Source organism: Andreprevotia sp. IGB-42, assembly GCF_009848685.1.
Lineage (GTDB): Bacteria > Pseudomonadota > Gammaproteobacteria > Burkholderiales > Chitinibacteraceae > Andreprevotia.
On record NZ_WXTX01000004.1, the window covers coordinates 26,996 to 45,002 of the forward strand.

The following is an 18,007-nucleotide window of genomic DNA, read 5'->3' on the forward strand; positions in this document are numbered from 1 at the left end:
CGGTCACGACGTGACGGTGCGGATCAGTACAGGGGAATCAGCCAGAACCAGGCGGGCCGCGCGCTTGCGCAGCCGCGATGATGGCACCGGGCCCGTGCAGGAAGGCCGGTGAGGATGGCCGTACGGCCAGCATGGGCACCAGTGCCGGCACGTCCGTGCGTAATAGCGGCGGCGCAGCGGCATGGCTACCGCAACACACCAGGCAATGCATTTGCCCATGCGGGCCAGGCATTGTCTTGCCGTCCAGCAACACCTTGCTGGCCGCTGCTGGTTTGTCGGCGCTGCAATAGGACATTGCCAGCGCATCGCGGGCCGGTACCGCCTGGGCGAGCGCGGGCAGCAGCAGATTGAGCAGCAGCGCGACAAGCAGGGTCCAGTTGATAAGGCGGCGGGGCATTGCAGGCAAGAACATCCAGGAAGATGGCGTGGGCGCCGCCAGCATGATAAACCGCGCCGCCATTCCAGCGGCATTATCGGCATATCGCCATTGCGCGCTGTTGCAAACACCACGAAGCACACAGTCAGCCTGCAGCGCCCGGCTAAAAGCCCCGCACGCTGGCGGGGCTTTCCGGTTTACGGATCGGGGCAGCCCCCGGCAACCGGTTTACCAGACGTTCAGGTATTCCAGGATGCCTTCTGCAGCCTGGCGGCCTTCGTAGACCGCGCGCACCACCAGATCCGCACCGCGTACCTGGTCACCGCCGGCAAACACTTTCGGGTTGCTGGTCTGGTGCTTGAACTGCTGCTTGAACGGCGCCACGGTACGGCCCCAGTCGTCGGTCTTGATGCTTTGGCCTTCGAACCAGCTGGCCGCTTCTGCCTGGAAACCGAACGCAACAATCACGTGATCGCAATCGATGCCCACTTCCGAACCGGCAACCACTTCCGGCTTGCGGCGGCCCTTCTCGTCCGGTGCACCCAGCTGGGTGGTAACGAGCTTGAGCTTGAGCGAGCCATCGGCATTCTGTTCGATGCCCACCGGCTGGCTGTTCCAGTTGAATACCACGCCCTCTTCCTTGGCGTTGGCCACTTCACGCTTGGAACCCGGCATATTGGCTTCGTCACGACGGTATGCGCAGATCACCGACTTGGCGCCCTGGCGGATGCTGGTGCGGTTGCAGTCCATGGAGGTATCACCGCCGCCCAGCACGACCACCCGCTTGCCTTCCATCGAGACGTAGGCTTCGCCTTCCGGCAGCGTGCCCATGTTGTTGCGCACGTTGTTGATCAGGAACGGCAGCGCTTCCAGCACGCCCGGCAGTTCTTCACCGGCAAAGCCGCCCTTCATGTACTTGTAGGCGCCCATGCCCATGAACACGGCATCGTAATCACGCAGCAGTTCTTCGATGCTGATATCGCGGCCGATTTCGGTATTCAGGCGGAATTCGATGCCCATGCCTTCCATCACCTCGCGGCGGGTCTGCATGACTTCCTTTTCCAGCTTGAACTCGGGGATGCCGTAGGTCAGCAGGCCACCGATCTGTTCGTAGCGGTCGAACACCACCGGCTTCACGCCGTTGCGCACCAGGATATCGGCACAACCCAAGCCCGCCGGGCCGGCACCGATCACCGCCACTTTCTTGTCGGTCCAGATCACGTTGGACATGTCCGGCCGCCAGCCTTGCTTGAAGGCGGTATCGGTAATGTACTTTTCAACCGAACCGATGGAAACGGCACCGAAGCCGCCCTGGTTCAGCGTGCACGCCCCTTCGCACAGGCGATCCTGCGGGCACACACGGCCGCAGATTTCCGGCAGCGAGTTGGTCTTGTGCGACAGCTCGGCCGCTTCGAACAGCTTGCCTTCCTGAACCAGCTGCAGCCAGTTCGGAATATAGTTGTGTACCGGGCATTCCCATTCGCAATACGGGTTGCCACAGGATAGACAACGGCCGGCCTGCTCGCCCGCATCACCCTTGGACAGCGGGGAATAGATTTCCTTGAACACGATCTTGCGCTCGGCCGCCGGGACTTTCTCGCCGGGGTTGCGCGCCACGTTCAAAAACTGGAATACATCAGACATCGTGATTTCCTCTGGAGGGCCCGACCATCGCGGTCGGGCCTTCTTGTACTTGCGTACTTACGTTCGGCGATCTAGCCAGGCTGCCCCGGATCAATCCTTCAACAGGTCGTCGAGCTTGGCGGCCTTGGGCTTCACCAGCCAGAAGTAGTCGACCGCTTCATCGAAGTTGGCCAGCAGCTCCTGCGCCTTGGACGAGCCCGTCAGCGCCACGTGCTCGGTCAGCTTGCCGCGCAAGTAGGCGCGCACGGCACCGTACGATTCGCCATTAATCAGGTTGATATCAACCAGCTCGTTGTTGATGCGGTAGGCAAAGCGCTCCTGCACGTCGTAGACGAGGCCGAAGCCGCCGGTCATGCCCGCGCCGAAGTTGTAGCCGGTTTCACCCAGCACGATCACCACGCCACCGGTCATGTATTCGCAGCCGTGGTCACCCACACCTTCCACGATTGCCGTTGCACCCGAGTTACGCACCGCAAAACGCTCGCCGCCCTTGCCGGCCGCGAAGAACTCGCCACCGGTTGCGCCATACAGGCAGGTGTTGCCGACGATCACGCCGTCATCCGAGCGGAATTCGCTCGCCTTGGGCGGGTAGATCACCAGCTTGCCGCCTGCCATGCCCTTGCCCGCGTAATCGTTGGCATCGCCTTCGATTTCCATGGTCAGGCCCTTGGCGTTCCACACGCCGAAGGATTGGCCGGCAGAGCCGTTCAGCTTGATGTGCAGGCCGCCATCGGGCAGGCCATCGGCACCGTGTGCCTTGGCGATTTCGCCGGACAGGCGCGCACCGATCGAGCGGTTGATGTTGCGTACCGGGTATTCGAAACGTTGCGGCGTCTTGCTCTTGATGCCGGCAATCGCGTCCTTGACCATCTGCTCGGCCAGCTCACCCTTGTCGAACGACGGGTTGCGGTCTTCGACACAGAAGCGCGGCAGCGAATCAGGGATATCACCCTGGCTCAGCAGCACGTCCAGCTTCAATCGGCCCTGGCGCTCGGTGGCACCGGCAGACAGGCCCAGCATTTCGGTACGGCCGATCAGTTCTTCCATGGTGCGCACGCCGATCTTCGCCATCCATTCGCGTGTTTCCTGGGCGATGAAGGTGAAGTAGTTGACGACCATGTCCGGCAAACCGGTGAAGTACTTCGAGCGCAGCTTGATTTCCTGCGTGGCAACACCGGTCGCACAGTTGTTGAGGTGACAGATCCGCAGGTATTTGCAACCCAGCGCCACCATGGGGCCGGTGCCGAAGCCGAAGCTCTCTGCACCCATCATCGCGGCCTTGACCACGTCGAGGCCGGTCTTCAGGCCACCGTCAGCCTGCACACGCACGCGGCCACGCAGGCCGTTGGCGCGCAGCACCTGTTGTGCTTCGGTCAGACCGAGCTCGAACGGGGTGCCGGCATACTTGACCGATGCCAGCGGCGATGCGCCGGTGCCACCATCGTAACCGGAGATGGTGATCAGGTCGGCATAGGCCTTGGCCACGCCGGCGGCAATGGTGCCCACGCCCGGCTCGGCAACCAGCTTCACCGATACCAGCGCATCCGGGTTCACCTGCTTCAGGTCGAAAATCAGCTGTGCCAGATCTTCGATCGAGTAGATATCGTGGTGCGGCGGCGGCGAAATCAGCGAGATGCCCGGCTTGGAGCAACGCAGCTTGGCAATCAGCGGCGATACCTTGTCGCCCGGCAGCTGGCCGCCTTCACCCGGCTTGGCGCCTTGCGCCACCTTGATCTGCAGCACTTCGGCGTTCACCAGGTAATGCGGTGTCACGCCAAAGCGGCCCGAGGCCACCTGCTTGATCTTGGACATCTTCATGGTGCCGTAGCGTGCAGCGTCCTCGCCACCTTCGCCCGAGTTCGAGCGACCACCCAGGCGGTTCATGCCTTCGGCCAGCGCTTCGTGCGCTTCCGGGCTCAACGCGCCCAGCGACATGCCGGCGGAATCGAAACGCTTGAGGATGGCCTCGACCGATTCGACTTCATCGATGGCAATCGCCTTGGCCGGGTCGAGCTGCAGCTCCATCAGGTCGCGCAGCATGGCCACCGGGCGGTGGTTCACCAAGTCCGCGTACTTCAGGTATTCCTTGTACTCGCCGCCATTCACCGCCTTTTGCAGCTGCATCACCACGTCCGGGTTGTAGGCGTGGTATTCCTCGCCGAACACGTACTTGAGCAGGCCGCCCTGCGCGATCGGGCGCATCGGGTTGAACGCAAACTTGTTCAGTTGCGCCTGGTCTGCTTCAAAGTCAGCAAAGTTGGCGCCACCGATACGCGATACGGTACCGGCCAGGCACAGTTCGACCACTTCCTCGCCGATGCCCACGCCCTCGAACAGCTGCGAGCCGCGATACGACGCGATGGTGGAAATACCCATCTTGGACAGGATCTTCAGCAGGCCCTTGTTGATGCCCTTGCGGAAGTTGTTGGTGGCCTTGGCCAGCGGGTAGTCGATCTGGCCCAGGGCGATCAGTTCCTTGATCGTCTGGTACGCCAAGTACGGGAATACCGCGGTCGCGCCATAGCCGATCAGGCACGCAAAGTGGTGCGGATCACGTGCGGTGGCGGTTTCGATGATGATGTTGGTCTTGCAGCGCAGGCCCGAATCGACCAGCGCGTGGTGCACGGCGCCGACGGCAAACAGTGCCGGGATCGGCAAACGGCCCTTGGCAATGTGCTTGTCGGACAGCACCACGATCACGGTCTGCTCGTCGGTTACCGACTTGAGCACCGCAGCGCGCAGCGCTTCGATTGCGCCCTGCAGCGTGGTTTGCGATGGCTCGAAGCTGATATCGAAGAACGCCGGCTTGTAGTCGGCACCCTGCAGGTTGACCAGCGCATCGAACTTGTCGCTGGACAGCACCGGCGAGCGCACTTCCAGGCGGCGGGCGTTTTCTTCGCTTTCCTGGAAGATGTTGCGTTCCGGGCCGAAGCAGGTGTTCAGCGACATCACGATCGCTTCGCGGATCGGGTCGATCGGCGGGTTGGTCACCTGGGCAAACTGCTGGCGCAGGTAATCGAATGGCGAGCGCACCTTTTCCGACAGCACGGCCATCGGGGTGTCGTCGCCCATCGAGCCGATGGCTTCCTGGCCGTCAGCAGCCAGCACGCGCAGGATCTGGTCGCGCTCTTCGTAGGTGAGCTGGAACTGCTTCTGGTACGTCAGCAGCGTGCCGGCATCCATTTCGGCCAGCGGGCCGACATCCTCGGCAATTTCCATGTGCTGGGCGTTTTTCTTCACCCATTCACGGTACGGATGCGCAGCCTTCAGACGGTTGTCGATGGTTTCGGTATCGAGGAACTCGCCGGTCTGCAGGTCGACGGCAACGATCTGGCCCGGCTTCACGCGGCCTTTCTTCACCACGTCTTCCGGCTTGTAATTCCAGGTGCCCACTTCCGACGCGATGGTCAGGTGGCGATCCTTGGTGATCACATAGCGTGCCGGACGCAGGCCGTTACGGTCGAGCGCACAGCCGGCGTAGCGGCCATTGGTCCACACGAGGCCGGCCGGGCCGTCCCATGGTTCCATGTGCATGGAGTTGTATTCGTAGAACGCGCGCAGGTCGCGGTCGTTGGAATCGACGTTCTGCCATGCCGGCGGCACCAGCATGCGGAAGGCACGGAAAATGTCGATGCCGCCCATCATCAGGCCTTCGAGCATGTTGTCGAGGCTCATCGAATCGGAACCATCGGTCTGGACGATCGGGCGTACCGCGTCCATGTCGAGGTTCGGCGTATCCATGATGGCTTCGCGCGCCTTGGCCCACAGGCGGTTGCCGTGCAAGGTGTTGATTTCGCCGTTGTGCGCAACGAAGCGGAACGGCTGCGCCAGCTTCCACTGCGGCCAGGTGTTGGTCGAGAAGCGCTGGTGGTACACGGCCAGCGACGATTCGAAGCGCTCGTCCTTGAGGTCGAGGTAGAACACCGGCAGGTTGTCCGGCGTGACCAGGCCCTTGTACGACATCACGTGCGGGTTCAGCGTAGGCAGGTAGAACGCCTTGTCGTCCTTGTTGGCTTTTTCCGCCAGGCGGCGCGCCTGGTAAAGCTTGCGGGTAAAGGTGGCATCGTCCATGCCGGCACCGGCATTGACGAAAACCTGCTTGAACTTGGGCAGGGTGCGCAATGCGTATTCGCCACAGGCTTCCAGATTGACCGGTACTTCGCGCAGGCCGGCAAAGCCGAGGCCCTGCGCTTCGATCTCTGCTTGCAGGCGGGTCAGCGAAGCGTCATCACTGTGGAACACCAGGCCGGCAGCATAGTCGGCAGCCAGCGTGAAGCCGTTCTCGGCGGCCACGGCGCGCAGGAAGCCATCCGGCTTGCGGAACAAGAGACCACAGCCGTCACCCGACTTGCCATCAGCCGCCACCGCGCCGCGGTGCGTGAGGCAGGCGAGCGAGCTGATCGCCGTCGAAACCAGCCAATGGCTCGGTTTGTCGTCCATCTGCGCGATCAAGCCGAAACCACAACTATCCTGCTCGAAGCTCGGGCTGTACAGCGTGCCCTGCAGCCAGCTTTGTCGATCCATCCCAAAACCTTTACGAAATGCGCCGAATTTACAGCGAAAAGGTCTTGATTCTAGTCCGAAAACCGCCTAAGCCGCAACCCGAGCACGCCAAGGGCGGCAATCGGGGAAAACCCGCTACCCATAGCCAACACCGGACTTTCGGTATTATTTTCCTGCGTTAAGCCCGCAGCAGGCGTGATCGTTGATTCCGCTGCGCCGCACCTTGCTGGTCCCAGGCTATCGCAGCACCGATGCTGCGCCACCCGTTGCCGGGGGGAACCAGCTGGCATATATGCATGTCAGTTGTTTGATTGCCGGCACTGTCACGACAAATCGACCACACCCGTTCAACCCGTCACACGCTGCCAGCCAGAGGCCAACGCATTGAAAACAATCGCCCTATCGCACTGGCAACGCAGCGCCTTGCTGGCCTTTGTGGCACTTACCCACGTTGCCTTCGCGCAGCAAGCCAAGCCGGTGCTGTCACGCGTACTGACCCCGGCCGTGTTCACCACCGGTATCGAAGGGCCGGCGGTGGACGATGCCGGCAACCTGTATGTGGTGAACTTCGACCACGACGGCAGCATCGGCCAGCTCACGCCGGGCGCCAGCGCCCCCACCCTGTTAGTCGACCTGCCCGCCGGCAGCATCAGCAGCGGCATGCGTTTTGACGGGCGCGGCAACCTGTATGCCACCGATCATGTCGGCCACAACGTCTACAAGATCAACCTGGCCACGCGCGCGGTCAGCATCCACGCCAGCAATCCGGCAATGAACCAGCCCAACGACCTGGCATTGATGAAGAACGGCGTGCTGTTCGCATCCGACCCGCACTGGGGCAGCCGCAGCGGCAAGCTGTGGCGCATCGATACCGACGGCAGCAGCACGCTGCTGGCGGAGAACATGGGCACCACCAACGGCATCGAGGTCAGCCCGGACAACAAAACGCTCTATGTGAACGAGAGCATGCAGCGCACCATCTGGCGCTTCGCCATCGATGCCGCCGGCAACATCAGCGGCAAAACCCGCTTCAAGGATTTTGCCGATGGCGGGCTCGATGGCATGCGCGTGCATCCCGATGGCAACCTGTACGTCACCCGCTACGGCAAGGGCAGCGTGGTGGTGCTGTCCCCTGCTGGCGCTGTGGTGCGCGAAATTGCCCTGCACGGCAACAAGCCCACCAACATTGCCTTCAGCCCCGATTACCGGCAGGCGTATGTGACACTGCAGGACAAACGCTGGGTGGAAGTGTTCGACGTCAACACGCGCTGAGTACCGCGTTCAGTTGCCCAACCAGTTTTTCACCGGCAGGAAATCACTCAGCAATTGCGCCTCCGGCGAGCCGGCCGGTGGTTGCCAGTCGTAACGCCAGCTGGCGCCCGGCGGCATCGAGCACAGGATCGATTCGGTGCGCCCGCCCGACTGCAGGCCGAACAGCGTGCCACGATCCCACACCAGGTTGAACTCCACATAGCGGCCGCGGCGGTATGACTGCCAGTCGCGCTCGCGCGGGCCGTATTCGATCTCGCGACGACGCGCGACGATGGGGGTATAGGCGGTCAGGAATGCATCGCCCATCGAACGCATCAGTGCAAAGCTGCCATCAAAACCCAGTTCGGCAAAGTCATCGAAGAACACCCCGCCGATGCCACGCGCCTCGTTGCGGTGCTTGAGGAAGAAATAGCGGTCGCACCAATCCTTGAACTTCGGATAGTACTGTTCACCCATCCCGTCGAGCGCATCCTTGCACACCTGGTGGAAATGCACGGCATCTTCATCGAAGCCGTAATACGGCGTGAGATCCATGCCGCCGCCAAACCAGAACACCGGCTCACCGGCCGCTGCGCCATCCTGCCCGGCCTGCGGGTAGGCAAAGAAGCAGCGCACATTCATGTGCACGGTGGGGATATACGGGTTGCGCGGGTGCAGCACCAGCGATACGCCCATGGCCTCCCAGTGGCTGCCGGCCAGTTGCGGGCGGTGCGCGGTAGCCGATGCCGGCATGGCATCGCCCTTCACATGCGAGAACAGCACGCCGCCACGTTCCAACAGTGCCGAGTTTTCGATCACACGGCTGATGCCCCCCCCCCCGGCCGGCCGCGCCCATTCATCCACCAGAAAGGTACCGCCATCGTATTGCTCCAGGGTGGCGACGATGTTCTGCTGCAGCGAGAGCAGGTAATCCTTGACGGCAATGCTGTCCATGATGGCCTTGTAGTGATGAATATCGGGTCAACCCGGATGATACGGCAGCGGCGGCGGCAACAAAAAACCCCGCAGCAACTGATGCGGGGTTTTCTGATCCAGATCAAATGCCGGCATGCCGCTGCCCGGCGGGTGCTTCAGTGCCGGATATCCTCGGCTTTGGCGCTGATGGATTCGACCTTCACGCTGACCTTGACCTCGCCCGCGCGCTTGAACACCAGCGTGAGCGGGAACTTGCCCCCCTCCTTCAACGGCGCCTTCAGGCCGTCCAGCATGATGTGGTAACTGCCGGGCTTGAGCTGCAACTCGCCCTTGGCAGGGATATCGATCTGCGGCAAAGCAGTCATTTTCATCACGCCATTATCGAGCTTCATCTGGTGCAGCCCCGCTTCGGCAGACACATCGGCCCTGGCGGCAATGAGCTGGTCGGCTTCGCCACTGTTCTTGATGGTAAGGAACACGCCACCGGCTTGCCCGCCGGGCGGCGTAGCGCGGGTCCATGGGTGGGTGATCAGCAGGTTGCCGGCTTCGTATTCATGCGCCAGTACAGGCAGGGAGGCCAGCAGCAATGCGCCAGCGGCAAGGCAGGAGCGGATATTCATGAGTTTTCTCGTCGTGGATCAAGGGGTTTGCAATTCAGCCGGTGAACGGCAACCCCGGCGGATCACGCATGCGCGGGCGCAACCATTGCGCCGCCACGCTACCGGGCAAGCGCACCGTGACCAGCACCGGCTGCATGGCTTGCAGCGCAATACCGGCCTGCTGCAGCGGCAACGCATGCGGCGATGCATGGCTGCTGCAGCAATCGTGCTGCCCCACCTGCTCCACGATCCCCTTGGGTGGTTTCTGGCCGCTGCACAGTGCCGCCAATGCCACATCCGCGCGCACCGGTCGCGGCATGCCGGGCACAGCAAGCGCGAGGCAGAACAGCAGCAGCACAAGTCGGAGATGATGTGGGGAATGACGCAGCACGGTAGCCACAGGCAATCAGGATTTGCTCATTCTACACAGCCCGCCCGTTACGGCCAGCAACCGCGCCTGCAGCGGGGCAAGCGCGCAAAGAAAAAGCCGGGAAACCACCCGGCTTTTTCGATTGCTGCTGCAGTCAACGCTGCATCAGTACAGCTTGTACGCCACGTTGCTGTCGCGGTTCAGCCAAATCGGCTGCGTGAGCGTTTTCAGCGCCAGGCCATTCAGCGTGGTTTTGGTGGCGGTATCAACCGGAACGCCCCATTGCACGAAGAACGGTGTGAGGTCGTAACCGGCCACGCGGCTGGTTTCGATCACGAAGGTCTGCTTCTTGGCCGCATCGGTACCTGGGCGTTGCGCAGCCGGCATGTTGCGGTAGTTGGTGCCCACCCTGGCGTAGAAATCACGGCCGAAGGTCAGGTCCAGCTGCCAGAACATCGAGGCCCGCACGAACAGGTCGGACTGGGTGGCAAAGTCACGTGTGGCCTGGTTCAGGTAAGCGAGGCTCTTGGTCCAGGTGCCACCGCTTTCGAAGCGGCTGACATTGCCCAGCGCACGCTGCACGTAGGCCGACGACAGGTTCACCGTCACTTCGGTCTGGTCTGCCCAGGTGAAGCTGGACATCTGGTACTGGTGGCCCAGCTCATGCCATGGGCCCCAGCCATCGGTGCGCAGCGTCTTGTTGTTGAGCACCGCGCCGATCGCGCCGTCATCCGATGCGCTGGCCATCCGGTACTGCCACGAGTACATCCAGCCGTCGTACGGCGGCAGCTCCACGAAGTGGAAGCGATGCGGCGTGGGGTTATGCGGCCATGCATTGCCCGGCACGATGCCGTATTGCTCGTCCTCCAGGCGCACGATCTCGTCCCACGTGGTCATCACGCCGACCGGATCGGTGGCAAACTTCTTCACCTTGGCCATGGTGGCGGTCAGCATGGCGCGCTTGCTCACCAGCTCGCCATACGGTGCGTCACCATACGTGGCCAGCATTTGCGTCCAGTCTGCTGCGCTGTGCTGGCCCAGCACGAAGCGCGGCATCACGCGGCCACCGGATACCAGCTCGATTTTCATCTCGCCGCCGGTGGGGTTGTTGAACACCGCTGCATACACGGCGCCTGCCCTGGTGGCGGTGATGGTGGTGCTGCCCACGGCGAGCTTCACCTTCTGGTCGGAATCGTAGTTCCAGGTGTCGTCATCAATGCTGTGGATCCAGATTTCCGGCACCTGACTGGGTGCGGCGCCCGTGTAGTAGTAGCTCACCACCAGCACATCGCCCGGCTGCACCCAGTAACCGGTGGACTGGAACGGGGTGTGGTTGAAGCTGCGCAGTTGCGCGGCACGCAGCGTGCCGATATTGCCCGGCTGCTCCAGCGTGATGGCGCGTGGCGGCACGATGCTGCCGACCGGGGCCGGCGTTGGCGTTGCTGTCGGCACCGGCGTGGCAGTAGGCTTGGGCGTAGGCGCCAGCGTAGGTGCAACGGTCGGTTTCGGCGTCGGCACCGCGGTTGGTGTCGGGGCAATGGTCGGCCTGGCGGTAGGTACCGGTGTTGCCGTCGGCGCAGTTGTAGGCACCGGTGTTGCCGTGGGTTTAGGGGTGGCGGTTGGCGCCACTGTCGGTGCTGCAGTCGGAGCCAGTGTTGCTGTCGGTTTCGGGGTGGCTGTCGGTGCCGCCGTCGGCTTCGCGGTGGGGGCAACGGTAGGCACGGCGGTCACGACCATGCCGGTCACTTCCTGCCACACGCCGTACTGGCCGGACTGCGACGGCGTATCGCCGCGCGTCCACCACTTGTTCTGGTAAACCTTGCCGCCGTAGCTGACGCGGGTACCGGCCACATCGTAAATGCGTGCGGCATCCCATGCGGCATAGCTGCCCGGTGCGGCTGTCGCGGCAGGTGCCGGCGTAGCAGTGGCGACCGGGGCAGGCGTGGCAACCGGTGCCACGGTGGGTTTTGCGTTGGGCAAGATGCTCGGTGCGGTAGTGGGCACGCTGGTAACGCCGCCGGCGGCCCCCAGAGGCAACCACACCTTGCCGGTACCCACGGCGCCAGCGCTGGTGGCCGGGCTATCGCCCCTGGTCCACCACTGTGCCTGATAATTCTGGCCTTCATAGGTAACCAGTTCGCCACCGTTGTAGGTGGTGCTGACACTCCACGCCGGATAGCTGGCGGCGTGCGCGCTGGCAACGGCCACCACGAGCGCAGCAGCGCCCGTCAGCCGCGTTGCGAAAACGGACTTCGAAAACATGTCTCTCTCCCTATGGCTTTGTTATCTGCAGGCAGGTCATTGCATGCCAGCGCGGGAATGATACCTGAGCAAATCAGCATTCATTGATTTGCTAAACCCATTGCGGTGGCGCAATGCAGACAGCAAAACCGGCGCCATCGCCGGTCGCCAGCAGCATCTTTCAAATCACCTTAAAAAATCTTTACGCAGTCATCCAAAGACTCGTAAACAAGCTGCGCGATCAGCAACGGTTCCCCGTGTTTTTGCCATGCAGGTATCGACCATTCGCACGATAGGTTGTCTCCGGCGACATAAGTAGTTCACCGTATGCTTACAGCATTTGCACACGTCAGCACTGGCTTGCCCGCGGCAGTCCGGGCCAGCTTTCCGACGGACGGTGGTCTAGACGACAAAAAGCCCTCCCCTTGCGGGGAGGGCTTTCCGTTTACTACCGGACTTCAGCGCTTACTGACGGACCTTGCTCATTGCATTGAGCAGGGTTGCCGTGCTGTCGTCACCATCGAGCGACCAGCTGAACAGACCGCCAAGGCTATTGGCGTTCACATAGTCCACCTTGGTGGCAATGTTGTCAGTGGTGTCGTACGACCAGAAGGTGCTGCCGTCGAACTTCCAGCTCTGCTTGGTCACCGCGTTGGTGTAGACGGTACCTGCAGCGTTCTTGAGGACCTTGTAGTCTTCAACGCCCGCTTCATAGGTGCCGGCTGCAGGCTTGGTCGCTGCCTGGTACAGACCGTTGTTGGCGTTGGTCACGCCAGTCCAGCCACGACCGTAGAAAGGAATACCCACGACGATCTTGGAAGCCGGTGCACCACCTGCCAGCAGGTTTTTCACTGCGCGGTCGATGTTGTACTCGGCACCCAGGCCCGGCTGGCCGGTCTTCGGATCGTTGTAGTTCGGGCTGGCCGGATCCGGATACAGGTTGGAATGGAAATCCGTCGGACCTGTTGCTTCCCAACCGCCGTGGAAGTCATAGGACATCAGGTTGATCCAGTCCAGCGACTTGCTGTACTCGGCCGGGTTGGTGTTGACGATCTTGTCCTTGCCGGAACCGATCGCCACGGTCAGCGCATAACGCTTGCCTGTGGTTGCACCGATGGCATCGAGCTGCTTGCGGAACTCGGCCAGCAACAGCGTGAAGTTCTGGTTGTCGTTCGCAGTCACCGTGTTGTACGGCTGGCCGCCACCGCCCGGGAATTCCCAGTCGATATCGATACCGTCGAACACGCCAGCTGCTACGCCCGGACCGCCGGCGTTCGAGCCTGCATCAAACGGCAGGTTGCCCTTGATGTAAACGTCGATACAACTGCTGACCAGCTGCTTGCGCAGTGCATCGGTAGCCGATGCAGCACCGAACCACTTGGACCATGTCCAGCCGCCCAGCGAGATGAACACCTTCAGGTTCGGGTTCTTGGCTTTGAGCTGCTTCAACTGGTTGAAGTTGCCCTTGAGCGGACCGGATACGCCATTACGCGGATCATCCCATTGCGGCCAGCCCCATGTATCACCAGGGAAGCCCTTCTGGTAGTCAGCCCACGCATCGCCACCGGTACCAGCTTGCGGATCGTTCGCGTTGGTTGCGCCCGGTTCCAGCTTGTTGATGATGCCGCACTCGTAGCCACCGTTCTTCTGGTAGATGTTGCCGAACGCGTAGTTCAGGAACGTCAGCTTGGCAGCCGAACCGGTGCTCTCGACGTTGGTAACCTGATAGTTGCGAGCGTAGATGCCCCACTGTGCAAAGTACGCGCCCACTTGCTTGTTGCCCGGAATAACCGTCGGCTGCACCGAAGGTTGTACGGTCGGGATGATGGTGGGTTGTACTGTCGGCTGTACCGTTGGCTTCACAGTCGGCTGAACTGTGGGTTGCACGGTCGGCTGCACTGTTGGCTGTACCGTCGGTTGCACTGTCGGCTTGACGGTAGGCTGTACGGTCGGTTGCACCGTCGGCTGCACAGTCGGCTTGGTGGTCGGCAGCGGATCGCCGCAAGGACCGATGTCTTCCCATGGCTGGCCCACGCCGCTGTTGGTGGCTGGCGAATTGCCCTGTGTCCACCACTTGGCCTTGTACAGGCGGCCCTGGAAGCTCACTTGTGCGCCACCGTTATACGCGGTGGTGGTTACCCACGGTGCGCCGATGCATACCACCGGGCCACCAGTCGGGATGACGGTCGGTTGTGCAGTCGGCTGGGCTGTTGGCAGCACGGTCGGCGTGGTGCTCGGCACCACGGTCGGGTTGGTGCTATCGGCCGGACCCTGATTCAGCCAGACCTTGCCGGAACCGGCAGCGCCAGAGTTGGTAGCCGGGCTATCGCCCTTGGTCCACCACTGCGCCTTGTAATTGTTGCCTTCAAAAGTGACGGTTTCGCCACCGTTGTAGGTTTGCGATGCGCTCCACGCCGGGTAAGTGGCGGCTTGCGCGCCGGCATAGGCAACAACCATTGCAGCAGCAATGGTCATGCGCATGCCAAAGGCAGGCTTCAAATTCATTTCTATCCTCCAGATCTTGGCTTGAACTGTGATTTCTTGGTTTGAACTAACTACCCGCGATGCCTCATGGAACATCGCGTGCGGCGAGTTTGCCCACATACCAGCCGGTATGCCAGTAGCCGGAGAAAGGTTGTTTTATGCTTATTTTCTAATGTTTACTGGGTGGGAAAGTCGTGCGGTGTATAAGCAAAACACCTTATCTGCGGCGTCTATATGCCCGCTTGGTTGCACCGCAACAAGAACATACCCGAGCGGAGGTTTTATGTGGATCATGCGGGTGGAATACATGCTGCATCGCAGCAAATACCCCGATTGCCAAGTACTGCCGGCCTGCTGGCATGGCGCAAACAAAAAGCCCTCCTGACAACAGGAGGGCTTTTTCAGGGCTTAACTGACAAACCGCGCTGGCGATTGTGTCTCATTATTTCCGCAGGCATTGCAGCCACCGGGCCGCGCGGCTGGCTCAATCCGTCTGCGTGGGGATGGCGTTGCTGGCGCGCACCATGCGGTTGGCGGAATCCACATACACCAGCGACGGCTGGTGGTTGGCGATTTCCGCTTCGTCGTAGCTGGCGAAGGTGGCAATGATCAGCAGGTCACCCACTTGCGCGCTGCGTGCCGCAGAGCCATTGACCGAGATGATGCCCGAGCCACGCGCCGCTTTCAGTGCGTAGGTGGAGAAACGTGCACCATTATTGATGTTCCAGATATCGATGGCTTCGAATTCGCGGATATTGGCCGCTTCGAGCAAGTCCTCATCGATTGCACACGAGCCCTCGTAGTGCAGTTCCGCGTGCGTGGCCGTCGCGCGGTGGATTTTGGATTTGAGCATCGAACGTTGCATGGCGAGCCTCCGCCGGTCATTTACTGGATAAGGGTGGCGATTATAGCGGCTTGATTTGCAATGCCAAGTGCGGATTGCCGCGTCAGGCCACCGGCTGACGGCTGGCCGTGCACTGGCACGGTGCCAATTGCAGCTACCCACCGGCAAAGATGGGTGCATGCCGGCACCACACAAGTGCCGTTCAGCCCTTGTAAACCAGGCAGCCATCCAGCAGGAATTCATGCGGCGCCACTTTCTGGCCCAGCTCCACCCGCTCGAACGCCAGCCGGCGGCCATCCACCTGCACCCAGGCCGGAATCGGCTTGTCCAGATAGCGGCCCACCACCTCTTCACCACGCACGATGTCCTGCGCGCGGCTGGGGGCAGCGGCTTCCGGCAGGGCCGGCGGCACGGCAACGGGCGCTTCGGTGGCCGGCGCTGCGGCATCGGCCGGCGTGATAATGCGCTCGCCAGCCTGCTGCGGCAGGTTGCGCAGGTAGAGCCCGAACATCCATGCCGGGATCACTACGCGGCGCACGCGCTTTTCCGCGTCCACCACACAGGCCACGCCAAAGCTTTCGCCGCAATGCGGGCAGCGCGCCTCGGCGGCGATGGCGATCTGGTCATCCAGCAAACGCGCCATGCCCAGCATGTCCTTGGCATTGATCATCTGCCCGCAGCGCACGCACGGCTTGGAAAACTGGCGTACCTGCTCGCCATTGCGGAAACGGATGGGCAGCAAGCGGTTAAGGGTTTGTTTGGGCAACATGTTCAAAAGCTAGCCTGTGTGATGCTGCGTGGGGGCAAGATGCGCCAGGACGGCCGACGAAGTGTCGGCCGCGCCGTACGGAGTACTGTCTCAGATGGTGGCCATCCGGCATTCCACGTTCAGTTCCAGATAATCGATCGCCATCCGTTGCAGTACGACCGTGGAGCCGGCCGGTAATTCCGGCAGGCCTGCCACGCGCAGCACCAGCGGCATGCCGTCGATGCGCACCAGGTTCTCCTTGATGACCACGCCGGAGATCTCCTTGATGTTTTCCTGTTCCATGTAGCGCAGGCACCAGTAGCGCTCCATCTTGTCCTGGAACTCGCCATAGGCGGCGTACGCGGTATCGAAAGAGCCGATGGCAGCGAACAGCTCGGCGTCGTTGCGTGCATAGCGCGGTTTTTCACCGCGTACCATGGCCAGCAGTTGTTGCTGGTTGATGAAATCCACCGCGCGGCGCAGCGGCGAGCTGGACCACGCATAGCAATCCACTCCCAGCCCCACGTGCGGGCCGGCCTGCGTGGTCATGCGCACGCGCCCTTGCGATTGCGTGCGGTAGATGGCGGCAACCTCGGCAGTGCGCAGGTCCTTGCCCCACTGGCTGTTGACGTGAATCATCAGCTCGGCCACCAGCTTGTCCATCGGCGCGCCGCGCTTGCGCGGGATGATGCTGACCTTCTTGCTGCCGTCGACATTTTTCTCGACATAGAAACTGTAATCGAGGCGCACCGGCGCATTCGGGTCATCCGCCCGGCCGCGGCGGGCTTCCAGCGCACCGGCCAGGTGCCACAGGTAGGTGAGCTCTTCCTTCCACGGGTAATCACCGCCATCGCGGCCGGCGGTATCCTCGTTGAAGTGTGCTTCCACATCGCCATGGCGCAGGTTGGCGGCCACCGGCACCAGCTCGACGGTGGAGCGATGCGACAGGATATCGAACCCCGGGCCTACTTCCAGGTACATCGATAGCGCCGGGCGGGCGCTGCCTGCCTCCAGCGTGAACACGCGCACGGCGGAATCGGGCAGCATGGTGATCTTGTCACCGGGGAAATACACGGTGGACAGGCGTTCCAGCAGGTGTTTGTCCAGCTCGCTGCCCGGCGTGATGCCCAGCGCCGGCGCGGCGATATGGATACCGACTTGCGTATTGCCATTGGCCAGCTTTTTCAGGCTGAACGCATCGTCGATCTCGGTGGTGGTGGCGTCGTCGATCGAGAACGCCTGCACATCGGCAGTGGGCAGATCGGTAGGGGCAAATACCGGTTCGGCCGGTTCGAACTCTCGCCCCTTCGGGAAGTACTCCAGCAGGAAGCCATCCAGATAGTACTGCTCGACATCCTTGATCGCGCCCACGCGCTCCAAGAGGCGCAGCGGCGAGGTATGCGCGGCATCGGCCGCCTGCGCCAGCGCCTTCCATTCGATGCGGTTCTTGTCCGGGCGGTGCAGCAGTGTTCTGGTGAGCGGCACGAAGGCTTCCGGCAGCGTGCCGGCCAGCAGTTCATCCTGCCAGGCGGCCATCTGCTCGGCTTCGCGCTGCTTGCGCTCCAGCCCGGCCTTGGCGGCCTTCAGGTTGTCTTCCGGCGCCGGCTTGTAGTGGCCCTTGCCCTTCTTGTAGAAGTACATCGGGTTGCGCGTGATGGCAAACAGCACCGCGGCCTGCTGCGGTGCGGAGGGCTTTTCACCGAAGTAATCCGCCGCAAGCTTCTCGAACGCGAATTCGGCCTGCTCGCACACTTCCCACAGGAAATCGGTATCGATATCCGCAGCCAGCGCTTCGGCCTCGCTCCACAGCGTGGCCGGATCGGGCCGCTCGAAGTTCAGCAGCACGTTGCCGGTCTTGACCTTGCTGCGCTTGCCGCGCACGTCTTCCACCATGAGGCTGGCCGGCTGGCTTTCCTTGACCGTTGCAACCTTGAAGCTGCCGTCTTCCTCGTAAAAAACGTGCATGGGGATACCCGAAAGAAAAGGGCGCGATTATACAACACCCCCCATG

General features: G+C 62.0%; 12 protein-coding genes. 1 reads left to right on the forward strand and 11 read right to left on the reverse strand.

Annotated elements, in window-relative coordinates; genetic code table 11:
• Positions 1-37: 37 nt before the first annotated feature.
• The 3 genes from IGB42_RS07185 to gltB form a co-directional block, all read right to left on the reverse strand.
• A complete protein-coding gene (locus IGB42_RS07185; RefSeq protein WP_159669186.1) occupies positions 38-397 on the reverse strand; it encodes a DUF2946 family protein in 360 nt (119 codons plus the stop codon).
• 207 nt (positions 398-604) lie between these two features.
• Entirely contained in the window at positions 605-2,020 is a 1,416-nt protein-coding gene (locus tag IGB42_RS07190) for an FAD-dependent oxidoreductase (protein ID WP_159669189.1), read from the reverse strand.
• 90 nt (positions 2,021-2,110) lie between these two features.
• Entirely contained in the window at positions 2,111-6,544 is a 4,434-nt protein-coding gene (gene gltB, locus IGB42_RS07195; protein ID WP_159669192.1) for a glutamate synthase large subunit, read from the reverse strand.
• Positions 6,545-6,907: 363 nt separating this feature from the next.
• Between gltB and IGB42_RS07200 the strand changes: the two genes are divergently transcribed.
• On the forward strand, positions 6,908-7,795 hold the full coding sequence (locus IGB42_RS07200) for an SMP-30/gluconolactonase/LRE family protein (protein ID WP_201799859.1): 888 nt from the start codon (positions 6,908-6,910) through the stop codon (positions 7,793-7,795).
• 9 nt (positions 7,796-7,804) lie between these two features.
• Here the strand turns inward: IGB42_RS07200 and hemF are convergent, their stop codons facing one another.
• From hemF to IGB42_RS07240, 8 genes are all read right to left on the reverse strand, one after another.
• Positions 7,805-8,728 carry an oxygen-dependent coproporphyrinogen oxidase gene (gene hemF / locus IGB42_RS07205; protein ID WP_159669195.1) on the reverse strand — a complete coding sequence of 308 codons (924 nt, stop codon included), beginning with the start codon at positions 8,726-8,728 and terminating at the stop codon, positions 7,805-7,807.
• Between the two features lie 137 nt (positions 8,729-8,865).
• The gene (locus IGB42_RS07210; protein WP_159669198.1) at positions 8,866-9,330 is read right to left on the reverse strand and encodes a copper chaperone PCu(A)C; all 465 of its coding nucleotides are present in this window, start codon (positions 9,328-9,330) and stop codon (positions 8,866-8,868) included.
• 34 nt (positions 9,331-9,364) lie between these two features.
• Entirely contained in the window at positions 9,365-9,628 is a 264-nt protein-coding gene (locus IGB42_RS07215) for a hypothetical protein (protein ID WP_159669201.1), read from the reverse strand.
• Positions 9,629-9,844: 216 nt separating this feature from the next.
• Positions 9,845-11,941 (reverse strand): M60 family metallopeptidase, encoded by a 2,097-nt coding sequence (locus IGB42_RS07220; protein ID WP_159669204.1) that lies wholly within the window; start codon positions 11,939-11,941, stop codon positions 9,845-9,847.
• Between the two features lie 444 nt (positions 11,942-12,385).
• The gene (locus IGB42_RS07225) at positions 12,386-14,425 is read right to left on the reverse strand and encodes a glycosyl hydrolase family 18 protein (RefSeq protein WP_236822524.1); all 2,040 of its coding nucleotides are present in this window, start codon (positions 14,423-14,425) and stop codon (positions 12,386-12,388) included.
• A 463-nt stretch (positions 14,426-14,888) separates the two neighbouring features.
• Positions 14,889-15,269, reverse strand: a complete 381-nt coding sequence (gene panD / locus IGB42_RS07230; protein ID WP_159669207.1) for an aspartate 1-decarboxylase — start codon at positions 15,267-15,269, stop codon at positions 14,889-14,891.
• 181 nt (positions 15,270-15,450) lie between these two features.
• Entirely contained in the window at positions 15,451-16,017 is a 567-nt protein-coding gene (locus IGB42_RS07235; RefSeq protein WP_159669210.1) for a hypothetical protein, read from the reverse strand.
• A gap of 90 nt (positions 16,018-16,107) precedes the next feature.
• Positions 16,108-17,961 (reverse strand): ribonuclease catalytic domain-containing protein, encoded by a 1,854-nt coding sequence (locus IGB42_RS07240; protein WP_159669213.1) that lies wholly within the window; start codon positions 17,959-17,961, stop codon positions 16,108-16,110.
• Between the last annotated feature and the right edge of the window lie 46 nt (positions 17,962-18,007).